Below are 17,980 nucleotides of genomic sequence, written 5' to 3'. Positions count from 1 at the left end.
TTTAATTAATCAACTGTTGTTGTAGTTCATGTATTTCATCGCGAACAGAGCCCGCTTTTTCAAATTCTAGGTCGCTTGCGTATGCATGCATTTTGGTTTCAAGCTGCTTAATTTGCACGGCAATTTCTTTCGCACTAAGAACCTTTTTAGACTCTTTACGAATAAGTTTAAGGTTGTCTTTAGGAGCCGCTTCTTCGCCTACATCCATTACATCAAGTATTTTTTTAGCCAGAGCATGAGGCTCTATACCGTGCTCAACGTTGTATGCATGCTGAATTTCGCGTCTGCGTGCTGTTTCGTCCATGGCTTTTGCCATTGATTTTGTAATTCTGTCGCCATATAAAATAGCGCGGCCATCTAAGTGACGCGCAGCACGGCCAATGGTTTGTATCAGCGAGCGAGCCGAGCGTAAAAAACCCTCTTTGTCAGCATCAAGTATGGCAACAAGTGCCACTTCTGGCATATCAAGGCCTTCTCGCAGTAAGTTAATGCCCACTAACACGTCAAACACGCCTGCTCGTAAATCACGAATTATTTCTACGCGCTCAACGGTATCAATGTCTGAATGTAAGTAACGTACTTTTACATTATGCTCGCTTAGGTAGTCTGTTAAATCCTCAGACATACGTTTAGTAAGTGTAGTTACCAGTACGCGTTCGCCCTTCTCCACACTTTTGTATATTTCTGAGAGTAAATCATCAACCTGATCGCCCACAGGGCGTACTTCTATAAGTGGGTCGAGCAGCCCTGTTGGGCGAATTACTTGCTCTGCTATTTCGCCCGCGCAGCGCTCTAACTCAAAGTCGCCAGGCGTTGCCGATACATAAATAGTTTGTGGTGCTATGGCTTCAAATTCTTCAAAGCGCAGTGGCCTATTATCCATTGCTGAGGGCATTCTAAAACCATACTCAACAAGGTTTTCTTTACGGCTTCTGTCGCCTTTATACATTGCGCCAATTTGCGATACGGTTACATGCGATTCATCAATAATCATTAATGCGTCATCAGGTAGGTAATCAAGCAATGTTGGCGGCGGATCGCCTGGCGTACGACCCGATAAATAACGGCTGTAGTTTTCTATACCCGAGCAATAACCAAGCTCGGTCATCATTTCTATATCGTATTGCGTTCGCTGTGCTACACGTTGCTCTTCTACTAACTTGTTTGCACTGAGTAACTGGGCGCGTCGCTCTTTTAGTTCTTCTTTTATTTTTTCGATAGCGCCAAGTATTTTTTCACGCGGGGTAACATAGTGCGTTTTAGGATAAATAGTAGCGCGTACTATGTGCTTTTCAATTGCACCGGTAAGCGGGTCAAAAATACTTAAGCGTTCTATTTCATCATCAAACATTTCTACACGTACAGCAAAAGTGTCTGATTCTGCTGGGAATATATCAACTACTTCGCCACGTACACGGTATGTACCTCGGCTAAAATCTATATCATTACGGGTATATTGTATTTCAGCAAGGCGGCGTAGCATGTCGCGTTGATCGACTTTTTCGCCCACTTTTAAAAGCAGCATCATTTTCATGTACGATTTAGGGTCACCCAAACCATAAATAGCCGATACCGATGCCACAATAATGGTGTCGCGACGCTCAAGCAATGCTTTGGTCGCACTTAAACGCATTTGCTCTATGTGCTCATTTATCGAAGCATCTTTTTCAATAAATGTGTCGCTAGATACAACATAGGCTTCTGGCTGGTAGTAATCGTAATACGATACAAAGTATTCAACCGCGTTTTTAGGAAAAAACTCTTTCATCTCGCCGTATAGCTGCGCAGCCAATGTTTTATTGTGCGCCATTATTATTGTTGGACGATTTAAATCGCTAATAATATTGGCCATAGTAAAGGTTTTACCTGTACCGGTGGCACCTAATAACGTTTGGTGTGCAAGCCCCGCTTCTAACCCTTCGCATAGCTGTTTAATGGCGGTAGGCTGATCGCCTGCTGGTTTGAAATGTGATTTTAACTGAAAATGGTCGCTCAATTATTGCACTCCTGTAACGATTCGCCGCTCAGCGCTTCTAGTTTTTTCATAAACCATTTATATGCCACTATTGCTGTAAATAAATTACCTATGGCAGCGCCTATAAATAACCCTAATAATCCGGCTATTTCGTTGCCGATATAAGCAAATGGTACATAAAATATGAATAAACGAATAACGCTTAGTACCAATGCGTTCATTGGTTTGTGTAAAGCATTAAACGATGAGTTTGATAATATGATCACCCCTTGTAAGCCATAGCTTAGTGGGATGGTATAAATAAAGAGCTTAATTACATCTATTACGGCTTGTTCTTTACCAAATAATTGGCTTATTACACCTGAAAATGCAATTAGTAATACGTAAATGGCAAATTGCCATACCATCACAAATTTTAGTGTGCCGGTATACGCTTCTTTAACACGGCATAATTTGCCAGCCCCAAAGTTTTGACTCACAAATGGCGGTAATGTCATCGATAGCGCAAGCACTAAAATACTTGCAATAGATTCTATCCGGCTTCCCACTCCAAATGCGGCCACGGCTTCTGGCCCATGATGCGCTACTAAGGCGGTCATTACAGCCATTGCAACGGGTGTAAGCATGTTTGCACCTGCAGCAGGTAAACCAATTTTTAATATTTTACGAATAGCGCCAGTTACAGTTTGCTTGCCCGCTTTGAGACTCAACAAACGTTTTTTAACCGCTAATATATATAAAATAATAACCACAGCGACCGACCATGCAACAACACTTGCTATGGCAGCGCCTTGAATTCCTAACGCGGGTACCGGCCCAAAGCCAAATATAAGTATTGGGTCAAGTACGGCGTTTATCAGCCCGGCTCCGCCCATTACTATACTTGGCGTTTTGGTATCACCGCTGGCACGCAGTACCGAATTACCAATCATTGGGGTTATTAAAAATACGCTACCGATAAACCATACATTCATGTATTCGTGTATTAACGGCAATACTTGTGCGCCCGCTCCTAGCAAAGTAAATATGGGGTCAATCAGTAAATATCCAACAGATGACAACACAATAACCAAAACCACACCAACCATTAAAGAAATACTGGCATCAAAACGTGCTTCATCAATTTTATTACTGCCGAGCGCTTTCGCTATTACTGCTGATGTACCGATCCCCAGCCCTATTGCTAAGCTGATAACGGTAAAAGTAACCGGAAATGTAAAGCTCACGGCAGCTAATGGTTCGGTGCCAAGTAAACTTATAAAAAAGGTGTCTACAATATTGAACATCATTAGTGTGATCATGCCGAATATCATCGGTATGGTCATCGTCTTTAATGTAGACAAGATAGGATCGTTTAGTAAATCTGGGCGAGTCTGAGATTTTGAAATTGCGCGCATGAAATAAATAGGCCTCTTTTACTGAACGAATCATTTTAAAGCATCAAGGCAGTTCAAGCCACGGATTTATCACTACAATTGACGTAATTACGGAAGTAAATATTCTAAAAAATAGTAAAACTTGATTTTTACATCTTTTTGTTAAAATAGAGCCTAAACACGCCAAAAAACAATTAAAACACATTTTTATAACTTTTATTACAAACACCCTGTGTTATCTGATGCTTTTTTACACAAAGCAACTACTTGGTTTATCGTTACGAAAAAATTCATTCATGGAGTTACATCTATTAGCCACCAAAACATAACCTACTGTTTTACAATGAATAAAAAATAGTGATTTAAAAGCTTGAAATCGTTGTAGCACCCTAAAACATTGGTGCCGATGATGTTCTTAAAGTTTCATAAACAGAGTTATCCACAGAAACCGTGGATAACTCATTCAAAGCCGCATTTATAAAGGCCTTGAGAGACTCGCAATTTTCTCTGAGGTCCAACCAATTGATGATTTGCTAATTTGTGGCATTTTTATAAACTCACACTGAAAACGCAAGCTTGCCGATTTTTCTTCTTAACATAGTTATACGTTAGTAAATAAAAAACGTTTAATACAAAGTTAAGTTATTGATTGTTCTATTTTTGAGCGAAGATAATAAATACTCAATTTATAGATCAAAATTGGATCACTATTAAGAGGGAAAATACTTTTATGACTATTCGTGCAGGTATATTTTTAGAAAATTAAAATAAAAAAGTAAATAAATACGAAGAATACCCCAAAGTAAAAAATGAAATTTTATGTTTTTGAGTTGTTTTTTAATTACAAGTGGCTTTAATGGCGTGTTTAATTTAACCAATTTAAAGACTCAACAATAATAAAACTCGCATTAGTATTCTTAAATTCTCAAAAAAATAGCTTTAATAGAGCTATAAATCACGCAGATCGAACACAAAAACAACGAATAAACCTCTTTTTTCAATTTATGACTTTTATATGTTGACACTTTGCGGCTCGGTCATTAATATTTCGCCCCGTTGAAAGGCAAGACGCTTCCCCCTTAGCTCAGTTGGTTAGAGCGACGGACTGTTAATCCGCAGGTCCCCCGTTCGAGTCGGGGAGGGGGAGCCAAGTTTTTCAACCATAAACGATTCCCCCTTAGCTCAGTTGGTTAGAGCGACGGACTGTTAATCCGCAGGTCCCCCGTTCGAGTCGGGGAGGGGGAGCCAAGTTTATGTTTATGATGTAGTTCCCCCTTAGCTCAGTTGGTTAGAGCGACGGACTGTTAATCCGCAGGTCCCCCGTTCGAGTCGGGGAGGGGGAGCCAAATCATCATAATAATATCAGCACTTTAGTTCCCCCTTAGCTCAGTTGGTTAGAGCGACGGACTGTTAATCCGCAGGTCCCCCGTTCGAGTCGGGGAGGGGGAGCCAATTCTAAGAATTTCATAGACATTCCAAGCTATTTCCACTACTCTTATTTATATAACTAAAGCATTAGTTTAATTCTTTAATGCGCTGTACTTAGTTTATTAATCAAGGACTTGATTCCTTCCCTTTTGATTATTAAAAGACTGAAAACATGGCTGGATTTAAAAAACTTATTTTTATACAAATTATCTCTTGGTTATTGTGTGTTGCAGCAGGAAGCTACTTCATATCTATAAGCTTTGATACTGCGGTAAGTGATGCACAAAAAAATGCACAAACAACTGTTACTAAGTATATTAATGACCTTTCTTTAGACGATATTTCTGCTCAAAATTTAAAACAATCAATTGCAGATGGTAATACGTTTTCAAGCTTTACTCTAAGAGATTACCAAGGTGCTGAAGTATTTAGCATTAACCCCCCTACTCAATTACCAATGTTTGCTGATTTTGTACTCTCTAACTTTAACTCTGTACGCCCACAGTTTGCTGTAAACGATGCCGCAGATATAAAAGTTGAATTTGTACTTAACATTGAGCATTTAGCGTCGCAGCTACAAACGTCCCTTTTTATTGTTATTTTGATTTCTGCCATTTTAGTTATTATTCCAATAATTCTAATGAAATCTATTTTTTATCATTTAAATAAAAATATAAGTACAACAGTTGCTGACATTATCGATATTTATATCAATCAAAACCAACTTGATAATGATTTAGAAACAGCACTAGATGGCACTCGATTGAAAAAAATGGGAAAAGATTTAGTACCTAGTTTTAATCGGTTATCACATTTTTTAAAAAACAAAAACGAAGACATACAAAGCGCTGCTATGACTATCAAGCATGAAGCGTACAAAGATGTAATTACCTCGCTTGGTAATCGTAATATGTTTGTTGAGTACTACGAAAAAAATATTGAAAACACTGAGCAAAGTACATTTGGCTCTTTAGCTATGGTTCGTTGTAGCGAACTACAAGCTATAAACCAAAGCCGTGGTTATCAAAAAGGTGACGAGTACGTTAAAGGCGTTGCTGATATTATTAAGCACATAAGCGGCACTTACACGGGTAGCCAAGTATTTAGATTAAACAGCTCTGATTTTGCGGTAGTACTACCCCACATTCCTTTAAAAGAAGCTGAGCGCTTTGGTGAAAACCTGCAATCGCGCTTCACGCAGTACCAACAAAACCAAGAGTTAAGCTCGGTAGCTAATACGGGTATTGTAGGTTACGAAAAAGGTAAACCGTTAGGCGAACTACTTTCTGTTGTTGATAACGCGATGAGCATGGCGCAGTCAAAACAAGTGAATGCATGGCATGTACAACGCGAAACCGATTTAGTTAATAACGTAAGTGCGGGGTTTGGTAATCAAAACTGGCGTAAGGTTATTAAGGAAGTTATTGAATCTAAGCGTGTGCATTTAGTGATGCAAAACATTATGCCGCTTGGTAAAAGCATAAAAGCCTACGCTGAAGTACAAGTTCGATTTAAAACAGAAGACAATCAAGTACTGCCTACCGCTTCTTTTTTAGCGATGGCCGAAAAACTTGATATGGCAATAGAAATTGATCGCCTGATCATCGACTCTTCTCTTGAAAAAGTTAAAAGCCGTAATTTATCTGAAAAGTTTTTTGGTTTAAACGTAACAGCCTCAAGTGCACACAACGATCAGTTTGTAATTTGGCTAGAGCGCCGATTATTGAAAGATACGCATATTGCATCTAAACTAGTATTTGAGGTGAGCGAGTTTGGTTTACAGCAAAACATCAAAGCTAGTAAGCGCTTTATCGACATGGTTCACCGTGTTGGCGCACGCGTAACTGTTGAACGTTTTGGTGTTGGCTTAACTTCATTTAAGTTTTTCCGCGATTTAAAACCTGATTTTATTAAAATGGATGCAAGTTATACTCGCGGCCTAGAAGATGATAAAAATAATCAGTACTTTATGCGCTTAATGGTCGATTTAGCCCACCGCATTGGTGTTAGCGTATTTGCTGAAGGCGTTGAGAGCCAAGAAGAGAAACACATTATAGAAACGTTGTGTTTAGATGGCGTTCAAGGTTATTACATAGAAAAACCTAAAGACATTTAATTAGTTTTCAATTAATACAAAAAAGAGCATTCGTTGCTCTTTTTTTGTTTCTGCTATTTGACTAATTCCTTACATCAAAATCACATTAATTTTACAGCCTTGTGATCAATATGTTTGTCCTTGCGTTTATTTAACTGATAACGACTCGCAAATGTTGTTTATCGGGGCAGAAAAAAGGATAATAAGCAGGACTTTAATAGCGTGAGGCACACATGACAGAATATGTCTTGTTATTGATTGGAACCGTTCTGGTTAATAACTTTGTATTAGTACAATTTTTAGGCTTATGTCCGTTTATGGGCGTATCAGGTAAGCTTGATACGGCGATTGGTATGTCTTTGGCAACCACGTTTGTGCTTACCCTTGCCTCTGTAACTAGCTATTTAGTTAATCAATATATTTTAATCCCTCTGGATATCGCCTTTTTACGCACCATGAGCTTTATTTTAGTGATTGCCGTTGTAGTGCAATTTACCGAAATGGTTGTGCGTAAAACCAGCCCTACCCTATATCGTTTATTAGGCATATTTTTACCGCTGATCACCACTAACTGTGCGGTATTAGGTGTGGCTTTATTAAATATCAAAGAAGATCATTCGTTTTTACAATCTGCGGTATATGGTTTTGGTGCTGCGGTTGGTTTTTCTTTAGTGCTTGTATTGTTTGCAGCACTACGAGAGCGTTTAGCAGCTGCTGACGTTCCTACGCCTTTTAAAGGCGCCTCTATTGCAATGATCACTGCAGGCTTAATGTCGATGGCGTTTATGGGTTTTACTGGATTAGTGAAGTTTTAATATGACCTTGTTTTATGCCTTGATAGCGATTGGTTCGCTAGCACTCATTTTTGGACTTATTTTAGGGTTTGCAGCAATTCGCTTTCGCGTTGAAGGTAACCCTATTGTTGAGCAAATTGATACTATTTTGCCGCAAACTCAATGCGGACAATGTGGCTACCCGGGTTGTCGCCCTTACGCCGAAGCCATAGCTAATGGCGATGAAATAAATAAATGCCCACCAGGCGGCGAATCAACCATGAAAAAGCTTGCCGGCTTAATGGGGGTTGATGAAAAACCACTTGCCGGTGGCGAGCAAGCAGAACCTATAAAAACAGTGGCTTATATTCGCGAAGATGAATGTATTGGCTGTACCAAATGTATTCAAGCCTGCCCAGTTGACGCTATTTTAGGCGCAACTCGTCAAATGCATACCGTTTTAATTGATGAATGTACTGGCTGTGATTTATGTGTTGAGCCTTGCCCTGTAGATTGCATTGATATGCTACCTGTAGCCGAAACTAAACAAAACTGGAAATGGCAGCTAGACGCTATTCCTGTTACACAAATAGATTAGAGGTTTGAGTGGACAAGTTACTTGAACAAATAAAAAAAGGCACCGTGTGGGCATTTCCTGGCGGCATACACCCACCACAACAAAAATCACTCTCTAATAGTGCGAGTATCACTCGCCTACCTTTGCCCGATAAACTCATTGTTGCGCTTAAGCAACACATAGGCGCAAACGGTAAGTTACTTGTAGAAAAAGGCCAATACGTCTTAAAAGGCCAACCACTAACAGAGCCTGCTGCTAACTGGTCGGTACCTGTGCATGCGCCAAGCTCTGGTGTGGTTACTGATATTGCACCTATGCCATCAGCACATCCATCGGCCCTGCCAGAACTAAGTGTTATTATTGAACCAGACGGCAAAGACGAATGGGTAGCTCTAAATAAAAATAAAAATCCTGCTGAGCTTAGTCATGATGAGCTTATAAATATTATTCACCAAGCCGGTATTAGCGGTATGGGTGGTGCTGGTTTTCCTACTTATGTAAAAGCAGATACCAAGCAACCTATCGAATTTTTGATTGTAAATGCTGTTGAGTGCGAACCTTATATTACTGCCGATGACGTTTTAATGCGCGAACACGCTAAAGAAGTTATCCAAGGCATTGAAATAATGCAGCAACTTTTAAACCCAACACTGTGCATTGTGGGTATAGAAGATAACAAGCCTGAAGCTATTGCAGCAATGAAGCAAGCAGCTGAGCATAACTCAAAAATTATTATTCAAACGGTGCCAACTATTTATCCATCTGGCGGTGAAAAGCAATTAATTAAATTACTTACTAACCGTGAAGTTCCTAGCATTGGTATTCCTGCCGATATTGGTATTTTAGTGCATAACACGGGTACTTTGTTTGCCGTACAACAAGCCGTTTATGAAGGCAAACCGCTAATTGAGCGTATAGTTACAGTAACAGGCAACACTATTCATAAACCTGGAAATGTATGGGCACTGCTTGGTACTGAAATAAAGCATTTACTAGATTGCCAAGGTTTCTCGCCTGTACCGCAGCAAAGTGTTGTGATGGGCGGCCCAATGATGGGCTTTACACTACCCACAGTACGTATTGGCATAGTTAAAACAACCAACTGTATTTTAGCGCCTGATCATAAAGAGCTAGCGGAGCCCGGCCCTGAAAAAGCCTGTATACGTTGTAGTGCCTGTGCTGATGCTTGCCCTGCTTCTTTATTGCCACAACAATTGCAGTGGTTTGCTAAATCAAAAGAGTACGACAAACTACAAGAGCACAATTTATTTGATTGTATTGAATGTGGTGCTTGTGCCTATGTGTGCCCAAGTGAAATCCCTCTTGTACAGTACTACCGTATAGCCAAAGTTGAAATTAAAGAACAACAAGCTGACAAAATTAAAGCCGACAGAGCAAAAGAGCGTTTTGATGCCCGAAAAGAACGTTTAGAGCGTGAGCAAGAAGAACGCCAAAACCGTCATAAACGTAAACCTGCGGCTAAATCTGCTGACGAAAAGCAAAAAGTAGCTGAGGCACTAGCCCGTGTTAAAAATAAATCAGATAACGGCGATGAAAAATCAGCTGTTGCTGCCGCTATTGCACGCGCTAAAGCTAAAAAGCAACAAGGCGAAGAACTAGAGCCAGATAACAGCGAAGTAGCAAAAGAACGCGCACTACGTAAAGAACAAGCGCGTAAATATAAAGAGCAAAAATCTCAAACAGATGAATCGGCCGAGACTGCACCCGTTGATGATAAAAAATCAGCAGTCGCTGCAGCCATTGCTCGCGCTAAAGCTAAAAAAGCAGCACAAGCATTAGATAACGCTGAACAAGCAACAAATGAAGAGCCACAAAGCGCGGCACCCGTTGATGATAAAAAAGCAGCGGTAGCGGCGGCCATAGCTCGTGCAAAAGCTAAAAAAGCGGCTAAAGCATTAGAAGAAGCTGAGCAAACCGTGAGTGAAGCGCCACAAAGCGATACGCCTGCTGATGATAAAAAAGCAGCTGTAGCGGCGGCCATAGCTCGTGCAAAAGCTAAAAAAGCGGCTAAAGCATTAGAAGAAGCTGAGCAAACCGTGAGTGAAGCGCCACAAACTGATGCCCCTGTTGATGATAAAAAGGCAGCCGTAGCGGCGGCCATAGCTCGTGCTAAAGCTAAAAAAGCAGCTAAAGCATTAGAAGAAGCCGAGCAAGCCACAAGTGAAGAGCCACAAAGCGATACGCCCGTTGATGATAAAAAAGCAGCGGTAGCTGCGGCCATAGCTCGTGCTAAAGCTAAAAAAGCGGCTAAAGCACTAGAAGATACCGAACAAACTCAGCCCCAAGAGCTACAAGTTGATAGCGCAGCACCTAAGAGTGCAGAAAGTAACACCGATGACTCATCAGTTCTTATTAACGCAGATAAACCTAAATCAGCCGACGATAAGAAAAAAGCCGCCGTGGCTGCTGCAATTGCGAGAGCAAAAGCTAAAAAGTTACAAAAAGAAGGAAATAATCAGTCATGAAATTAACCATGGCCAGTTCGCCGCATAATCACAGCCATAAATCGTTAACGCGATTAATGCTTAGCGTTATTGCTGCGTGTATTCCTGGGCTAATTGCTCAAGTTTTCTTTTTTGGAACAGGTGTACTTATTCAACTGGTACTAGCGCTTGTTGCTGTAAGCGTATTTGAAGCTGCAATAATGCTAATACGAAAGCGCCCTGTTTGGCCTGCATTAAGTGATGGCAGTGCGTGGCTTACTGCCGTGTTATTGGCATTGAGTATTCCGCCACTTGCGCCTTGGTGGATAATCGTGATTGGCTGTTTATTTTCTATTGTTATAGTTAAACAGCTTTATGGCGGCCTTGGGTTTAACTTATTCAATCCAGCAATGGCAGCTTATGTACTGCTTTTAGTTTCGTTTCCGGTACAAATGACCGCATGGTTGCCTGTCACCGATTTAATAAATACGCCAATAGGCTTTGCTGATCAGCTAAGGCTAATATTCACCGATTTTACGGCCTCTGGGTTTAGCCTTGATCAAGTACGTGCAGGGGTTGATGGCCTAACAATGGCAACACCGCTGGATACTGTTAAAACAGACATAGCCCACGGTTTAACCGTTACCGAAAGCATGCAAAAGCCAATATTTAACGAATGGGCTGGCCTTGGTTGGGCCTGGGTTAACTTAGGCTTTTTAGCCGGTGGTTTATACTTATTAAAAGCAAAAATAATTAACTGGCATATTCCTGTTAGTTTTATCGTAACTTTAGCTGTATGTAGTGCTATTGGTTATATCGCATCACCAGGCACAGAGCCGGGCACCCTATTTCACTTATTAAGTGGTGCCACTATGATGGGAGCCTTTTTCATAGCAACCGATCCGGTATCTGCAGCAACAACTAACAAAGGGCGCTTAATTTATGGCGCGCTAATTGGCTTACTAATTTATTTAATTCGTACCTTTGGTGGTTTTCCTGATGCCATCGCATTTAGCGTATTATTGATTAATATTGCAGTGCCGCTAATAGACTACTACACACAGCCGCGTACTTATGGCCACGGAGCAGTAAAATGATCATTTCGTCAATGGCTAAAAATGGTGCTATTTTAACTGCGTTTGCATTAGCAACAACAGGCTTAGTTGCCTCGATCAATGCACTTACTGCCGATAAAATTGCAGAGCAAGAACAGCTACAACTTACTGCGCAGCTACAAGAAGTGCTCGACCCAAAATCGTACGACAATCAATTATCACAAGATTGCGTGATTATTACTGACGAAAAACTAGGCCCGTACGCAAATCAAGTAATTTACCGTGCTCGTAAAAACAATAAACCAGTCGCTGTTGTTATTAGGCATATTACGCCAAACGGCTACAGTGGCGATATTAACTTATTAACAGCGGTATTAAGCGATGGCACTATTGCTGGCGTGCGTACGACTAAACACGAAGAAACCCCTGGTTTAGGCGACAAAGTAGAAGTTAAAAAATCACTTTGGATCACAACATTTAAAAGCTTAACGGTTGAAGGCGAAGAAGACGCTCGCTGGGCTGTTAAAAAAGATGGCGGCCAGTTTGATCAATTTACAGGCGCAACCATAACGCCACGTGCTGTTGTGGGCTCTGTTAAAAATGCCGTATTATTCGCACAAACTAATTTTGATGATATTTTTGCAGCACCTAATGCCGAATGTATGGAGGTAGCTAAATGAGTGAGTTAAAAACATTATACAAAGAAGGTGTATGGGTAAATAACCCTGCCCTTGTGCAGCTTTTAGGTTTATGCCCGTTACTTGCCGTTACCTCAACTGTAACAAATGCCTTAGGTTTAGGTTTAGCAACTTTACTCGTACTAATAGGCTCAAATGTTACCGTATCGATTGTGCGTAACTGGGTGCCAAAAGATATTCGTATACCTGTATTTGTAATGATCATCGCGGGCTTTGTAACAATAGTTCAATTACTTATGAACGCTTATACCTTTGGTTTATATCAATCATTGGGAATTTTTATCCCGTTGATTGTAACTAACTGCGCCATTATTGGCCGCGCCGAAGCATACGCCTCTAAAAATCCTGTTCATTTATCAGCATTTGACGGCTTAATGATGGGCTTAGGCTTTATGGCTGTATTGTTAGTGTTAGGAGCTATGCGCGAATTAATTGGCCAAGGTACACTGTTTGACGGTGCCGACTTATTACTTGGCCCATGGGCACAGAGCTTGCGCATAGAAGTATTTAACTTTGATAACCAATTTTTACTCGCAATTTTACCACCGGGTGCCTTTTTAGGGCTTGGGCTACTTATTGCTGCAAAAAACGTAATTGACGCACAAATAAAATCAAAACAAGTTGCACCGCCAGAGGCTGAAAAAGGCCCTCGAGCACGTGTTACTAGCTTAACTTAAGGGGAAAACGTATTAGAGCAACAATTAGCACTAATACGTTTTAAGTTGCATGAATAAAGAAAAACGTCACCAAATACTGTCGCGCCTGCGCGACGATAACCCGCACCCAGTTACAGAGCTTGAATATTCAAGCCCGTTTGAGTTGCTAGTAGCAGTAACTCTTTCAGCGCAAGCTACCGATGTAGGTGTTAATAAAGCCACTCGAAAGTTGTTCCCTGTTGCTAATACACCACAAGCCATTTTAGATATAGGCCACGATACACTGCGTGATTATATAAAAACCATTGGCTTATTTAATTCTAAAGCTGCCAACGTGTACAAAATGTGCCAAATTTTGGTGGATGAACATAACAGCATCGTGCCAGAAAATCGTGAAGCCCTAGAAGCCCTACCAGGCGTTGGCCGTAAAACCGCTAATGTTGTACTCAATACAGCCTTTGGCTGGCTAAAAGATAATGAAGGTAGATACTTTTTAGCAGTAGATACTCACATCCAACGTCTTGCAAACCGTACTGGTTACGCTAAGGGTAAGACTGTTGAGCAGACTGAACAGGCTATAATTAAAAATACGCCAAATAAGAAAGAATTTATGTTTAACCTCCATCATTGGTTTATTTTACATGGGCGCTATACGTGTACAGCGAGAAAACCAAAATGTGGAAGTTGTATAATTGAGGATTTGTGTGACTATAAAGAGAAAACTGAGTCATAGTTAAGAGTAGTTATTTTTTAATTAGCATAAACCTTTTAACGGTCACATCTTTAGTTTCTATTTAAGAAGCTGGCGATTTGATTCTCATATGAGCCTTTATTCGGCCAGCACCAATTAAATTGAAAATTTGCGTTAACTTCAGAATAGTTTGAATTTAAGCGAGGTGTTGCAAATAGATTATGATTTATTAATTAGAGCCCAGCTAAAACCTAAAATTTAAATACGGAGTTAATTGGAAGCTATTTCCGGTTTGTGCCACAAGCAGACGGTCGTAACGCCTCAAGAAGAGACGCGCGCTTTTTACGCGTCCTTCTTGCTTGAATTGTTACGTGTTTTACTTGCTGGAAAAAGCTGATTTACAAAATCTGCACATGACGATATGTGGTGCAGACAATCACCAACCAACATGGAAGAGCCATGTGCTTTGGAATTTCTTAGGCTAGGCATAACTTCTACCATAGATTTGCACCATTCATTATCAGGGCTTGGATTGTCTATGTGACGAAATCCAGCATCATTTATCCAGCGCTGTGAAACAGCATGATTTATAAGCGCCTTAAACATCATCCGTTTTTTCGGATTAACCCTGAGCCTAAGTGCGTGCTCTATGACCGTGTAGATTTTTAGATGCACTTCAGGGGCTAGGGCATAGAAATAATAACTGTATAGGGCCATATTTTTGGCGACATTGAACTGCCCTTTGATCTCATCGGGAGCTTCGTCATTTAGAAGTTCTTGAGAAAGATACTTATGCATCTTCTCTAAACTTGGGACCGAACCACAGATAGCACCCATTAAGTTGTGCTTTTCATCCATTTCCGTGAGTTCTTCTAAACTCTTAAATTCTTCCATACTCAATTCTTTGGTGAAACGTAACGCCCGCAACAGCGGAAATTTAGGAACGCCAGCGAGTAAGTTTTCCGACTGCTTGCGCTTTTTACATTTTGACTCACAGCACCCTCCAAAAACACTCATCATCGCTCAGGCTATCAATCCCTTTTAAGTTTGTGTCTATATCGTTGATGAACTTAACCACTTCAGGGTTTAGGGGTGATCTGTATGCGAGTGCCAGACCTGAAATAAACATAAACTTCGATACTACTGCCATATCTTCAAGAAATGCTTTTGTTTCAGCCGCAGAGCTTTGGCCATACGTAAGATATATGCCATCACGGTAGTTGGCTTTACCTCTGTAGCGAAATGCACAGTGCATAAAGCCTACTGTTTTTGGTAATTGTTTATTCCTATCTTCTTTAGCAGCTTTAGTCCTAAAATCACTGTAACTAGACTTCTTAAGAATTCGGTCCTTGGTTAACCATGTATAGTATTTAGCATTACCAGAAAGATACTCTAATAGCATACCTCTTGCTGCATCTTCATTTTCTGGAAATGTTTTACTTAAGCTAAAACTACTCGCAGAGACATACCGAGGAAGCTTTGCCTCGTATTCTTCGTTTTTTACATGTGATGCTTTCATGTTGAAAGGGTGAGGCATTTGGTCACTCAAATTTGAACCGAAAGCTCTGTAAACTGAAGCATGATTATCATCTACTTTTTGGCCAGTAGAACCAAGCATTGATAATACAGAAAAATAAACAGAGTAATACCAACTAACTATTGAGCTGGGAAGCATCCAAGATTCACTACTGGCATTATTAGCAGATGTTTGTAAAGCAAGGCTGTTGGTTAATGATGAATACAGTGACTCAAAAACAATACCGTTATTTAAAGTCGTCAATCTCTTGGAGTATTTAGCCTTAAAATGCCGATGACAAGATTCAAACTGCTCTTTAGCTGAAACACCATGCTCATTCACTATTTCAAAACGAAGAGCCTTCATCCAATTGATTGTGCTCTGCCTAGCAAATGTTGGAACTCGAAGGTCATCTTGTTTAAGAACCTCTGAGTAGAGCCAGTTATCCATAATTTCTCCGAGAAATGTAACATTTTAATAGTGCGCCCATCGCGCACATTTCTGACGACTTAACGCTCATTTATCTACTTTATATAGTTTTAACAAATAACTTAAGGTATTTTTATCACTCAATTTTCTAAAACTTTAAAGAAAAATTGAATAATATGCGCTCAGCGCTCATTTTCATGAATATATGCGCAAAGAGCAGTTTAACCAATGAATTAACGACGATATTTAGCCAATCTCAATGACCGGTTATCGCTCTTTGCCGAAGTTCGGCTCAGTGCCATAAGCCGACCTTGAGACACATAAAGATTAAGACTGCAAAGATACGAAAGCGGAAGTTAGCTTTGGCCTGTTTAACGACAAATATTCCGACAAAGCAGTCATGACTATTAGTTTATTGTTAAATCTAATCTTTCTTTTCGTTCATCTACTCAATAACCCCACGCTAAACGTGACTTTAGCGTGGGGTTAGAGTTCACAGTCATTTTATCTGGATAGCTCTTTTATTTTTTTCTCTGAAAACCAGCGATATAAAACAGGTAAAACAAATAATGTTAACAGTGTTGCAGTTACCAAGCCGCCAACAATAACACTCGCTAAGGGGCGCTGTATTTCTGCACCAACACCATTAGACATTAACATCGGTATCAAACCTAAAGCTGATGTTATAGCAGTCATAAGTACAGGTCTTAATCTTGAAGTAGCGCCTTCAAAAACGGCTTTAGATGCTTCTAGACCGTCTTTAATACGTTGGTTGATACTTTCTACCATAACGACCCCATTCAATACCGCTACACCAAATAAGGTAATAAAGCCAACGGAGCTTGGTACAGACAAGTATTGTCCAGATAAATATAAGGAGAAAACTCCGCCAATTACAGCAAGCGGCACGTTGACCAATATCAGCATAGCTTGACCAACAGAACCAAAGGCAAAGTAAAGTAGTAGTGCGATTAGTGCTAACGATAAAGGTACAACTATAGCTAACCTATTTTGAGCACGTTTTTGACTTTCGAACTGGCCGCCAATCGAAACAGAATAACCTGAAGGTAAGTCAACCTTTTCAGCAATTACCGTTCTGATATCGGCAACCACGCTTCCCATATCTCGATTTTGTACATTTGCTTGGATAACGACTCTTCGTTGTACATCATCGCGTCTAACTTGTGGTGGGCCTGACTCAAATGAGACTGAGGCTACGTCACCCAGTCGCACCCAAGCACCAGTAGGTGATTGAAGCCGAATATCAGCAATAGCTTCTTTGTTACTTCGGTACTCTTCCTCTATGCGAACGTAAATATCATAACGTTCATTACCATTGATTATTTGTCCGGCTTCAACACCACCAATACCATCACGCACAACCTCCATTATGTCACTCACAGACAATCCAAAGCGCGATAGTTCTTGCCTGTTAGGACTTATCACCAATTGCGCTTCACCAGCAATTTGCTCCAATGCAACATCCCTTGCACCTTCAATGTTTTTAATTGCTGTTTCTATTTCTTGACCTTTAGCCGCCAGTACCTCAAGTTCAGGCCCAAACAACTTTATCGCCAACTGAGCCTTAACACCAGATAGTAGCTCATCGACACGAGTCGCAATAGGTTGAGAAAAGTTGAGTAGCAACCCAGGGAATTCTTCTAAAGATCTCTCCATTTTTCCTTGAAGTTCATATCGATTAGATGCACTGGTCCACTCAGAAACAGGCTTCAACCCTATGTAAATTTCGATGTTATTCACAGGCTCTGGGTCTCCACCTATTTCTGCTCGACCAATTCGGCTTAATGCATAGGTTACTTCAGGGAAAGCCATTAGTTTTTCTTCTAGAATTGGTGCCACAGTGAGCGCGGTATCTAAACTGGAAGAAGGTGCAAGCGTTGCTCTTAAGTTTATCGTCCCTTCTTCTAACTCAGGTACAAATTCAGTACCAATTAATGGAACTAATGCAAAGGCAGAGAAAACTAATATAAGTGCGGCTGAAATGACTAATTTGGTGCGTTTTAGTGCGAATGTAAGCCCTTTTCTGTAGAGTTTGTCTAATGGCCTAAGAACAAAGCTTTCCCTCTCTTTTACACCTGACTTAAATAAATAAGTAGCTAAAGCGGGTACAACAAACAACGCAACCACAATAGCAGATATAACAGCTAAAATGATGCTTATTGCCATAGGTTGAAATAACTTTGCCTCAACACCTTCAAAGCTAAATAAAGGCGTAAATACGACTAAAATAATAGAAGCTGCAAAAA

At 40.4% G+C, this 17,980-nt stretch carries 13 protein-coding genes and 4 tRNA genes; 12 read left to right on the top strand and 5 right to left on the bottom strand.

Annotated elements, in window-relative coordinates:
• Position 1: 1 nt before the first annotated feature.
• Together uvrB and QT16_RS06440 are read right to left on the bottom strand one after the other, a co-directional pair.
• The gene (uvrB, locus tag QT16_RS06445) at positions 2–1,996 is read right to left on the bottom strand and encodes an excinuclease ABC subunit UvrB (RefSeq protein ID WP_039487290.1); all 1,995 of its coding nucleotides are present in this window, start codon (positions 1,994–1,996) and stop codon (positions 2–4) included.
• On the bottom strand, positions 1,993–3,372 hold the full coding sequence (locus QT16_RS06440) for an MATE family efflux transporter (protein ID WP_039487286.1): 1,380 nt from the start codon (positions 3,370–3,372) through the stop codon (positions 1,993–1,995). Before QT16_RS06440 ends, uvrB begins: the two co-directional genes overlap by 4 nt.
• A 1,052-nt stretch (positions 3,373–4,424) precedes the next feature.
• Here QT16_RS06440 and QT16_RS06435 point away from each other — a divergent pair.
• From QT16_RS06435 to nth, 12 genes are all read left to right on the top strand, one after another.
• Positions 4,425–4,501, top strand: a tRNA-Asn gene (locus QT16_RS06435).
• 21 nt (positions 4,502–4,522) lie between these two features.
• Positions 4,523–4,599, top strand: a tRNA-Asn gene (locus QT16_RS06430).
• Between the two features lie 21 nt (positions 4,600–4,620).
• Positions 4,621–4,697: transfer RNA gene (locus QT16_RS06425), tRNA-Asn, on the top strand.
• A gap of 29 nt (positions 4,698–4,726) precedes the next feature.
• A tRNA-Asn gene (locus tag QT16_RS06420) sits at positions 4,727–4,803 on the top strand.
• 148 nt (positions 4,804–4,951) lie between these two features.
• Complete coding sequence (locus QT16_RS06415) at positions 4,952–6,895, top strand: EAL domain-containing protein (RefSeq protein ID WP_039487283.1); 1,944 nt, start codon at positions 4,952–4,954, stop codon at positions 6,893–6,895.
• A gap of 212 nt (positions 6,896–7,107) precedes the next feature.
• Positions 7,108–7,689 (top strand): electron transport complex subunit RsxA, encoded by a 582-nt coding sequence (gene rsxA / locus QT16_RS06410; RefSeq protein WP_008172491.1) that lies wholly within the window; start codon positions 7,108–7,110, stop codon positions 7,687–7,689.
• Between the two features lies 1 nt (position 7,690).
• Positions 7,691–8,245, top strand: coding sequence for an electron transport complex subunit RsxB (gene rsxB, locus QT16_RS06405; RefSeq protein ID WP_007585357.1), 555 nt, complete (start codon positions 7,691–7,693; stop codon positions 8,243–8,245).
• An 8-nt stretch (positions 8,246–8,253) separates the two neighbouring features.
• Positions 8,254–10,710, top strand: a complete 2,457-nt coding sequence (gene rsxC / locus QT16_RS06400) for an electron transport complex subunit RsxC (RefSeq protein ID WP_039487277.1) — start codon at positions 8,254–8,256, stop codon at positions 10,708–10,710.
• Positions 10,707–11,765 (top strand): electron transport complex subunit RsxD, encoded by a 1,059-nt coding sequence (rsxD, locus tag QT16_RS06395; protein WP_039487274.1) that lies wholly within the window; start codon positions 10,707–10,709, stop codon positions 11,763–11,765. The genes rsxC and rsxD overlap by 4 nt, the downstream gene beginning before the upstream one ends.
• Entirely contained in the window at positions 11,762–12,403 is a 642-nt protein-coding gene (gene rsxG / locus QT16_RS06390) for an electron transport complex subunit RsxG (RefSeq protein WP_039487271.1), read from the top strand. Before rsxD ends, rsxG begins: the two co-directional genes overlap by 4 nt.
• Positions 12,400–13,098, top strand: a complete 699-nt coding sequence (locus tag QT16_RS06385; protein ID WP_039487268.1) for an electron transport complex subunit E — start codon at positions 12,400–12,402, stop codon at positions 13,096–13,098. Before rsxG ends, QT16_RS06385 begins: the two co-directional genes overlap by 4 nt.
• A 49-nt stretch (positions 13,099–13,147) precedes the next feature.
• Positions 13,148–13,810: an endonuclease III gene (gene nth, locus QT16_RS06380; protein ID WP_039487264.1), complete on the top strand. Its 663-nt coding sequence runs from the start codon at positions 13,148–13,150 to the stop codon at positions 13,808–13,810.
• A gap of 300 nt (positions 13,811–14,110) precedes the next feature.
• On the opposite strand, the gene QT16_RS06375 is transcribed toward nth, so the two are convergent.
• The 3 genes from QT16_RS06375 to QT16_RS06365 form a co-directional block, all read right to left on the bottom strand.
• Positions 14,111–14,788: a hypothetical protein gene (locus QT16_RS06375; RefSeq protein ID WP_238719426.1), complete on the bottom strand. Its 678-nt coding sequence runs from the start codon at positions 14,786–14,788 to the stop codon at positions 14,111–14,113.
• On the bottom strand, positions 14,760–15,734 hold the full coding sequence (locus tag QT16_RS06370) for a hypothetical protein (RefSeq protein WP_039487263.1): 975 nt from the start codon (positions 15,732–15,734) through the stop codon (positions 14,760–14,762). The genes QT16_RS06375 and QT16_RS06370 overlap by 29 nt, the downstream gene beginning before the upstream one ends.
• A 483-nt stretch (positions 15,735–16,217) precedes the next feature.
• Positions 16,218–17,980: efflux RND transporter permease subunit (locus QT16_RS06365; RefSeq protein WP_039487261.1), on the bottom strand; the 1,763-nt coding region annotated here is incomplete at its 5' end.

This window comes from Pseudoalteromonas distincta, from assembly GCF_000814675.1.
In the GTDB taxonomy this organism is placed as follows: domain Bacteria; phylum Pseudomonadota; class Gammaproteobacteria; order Enterobacterales; family Alteromonadaceae; genus Pseudoalteromonas; species Pseudoalteromonas distincta.
Note: the sequence above shows the minus strand (reverse complement) of the source record. Positions and strands in the feature narration are given on the sequence as shown.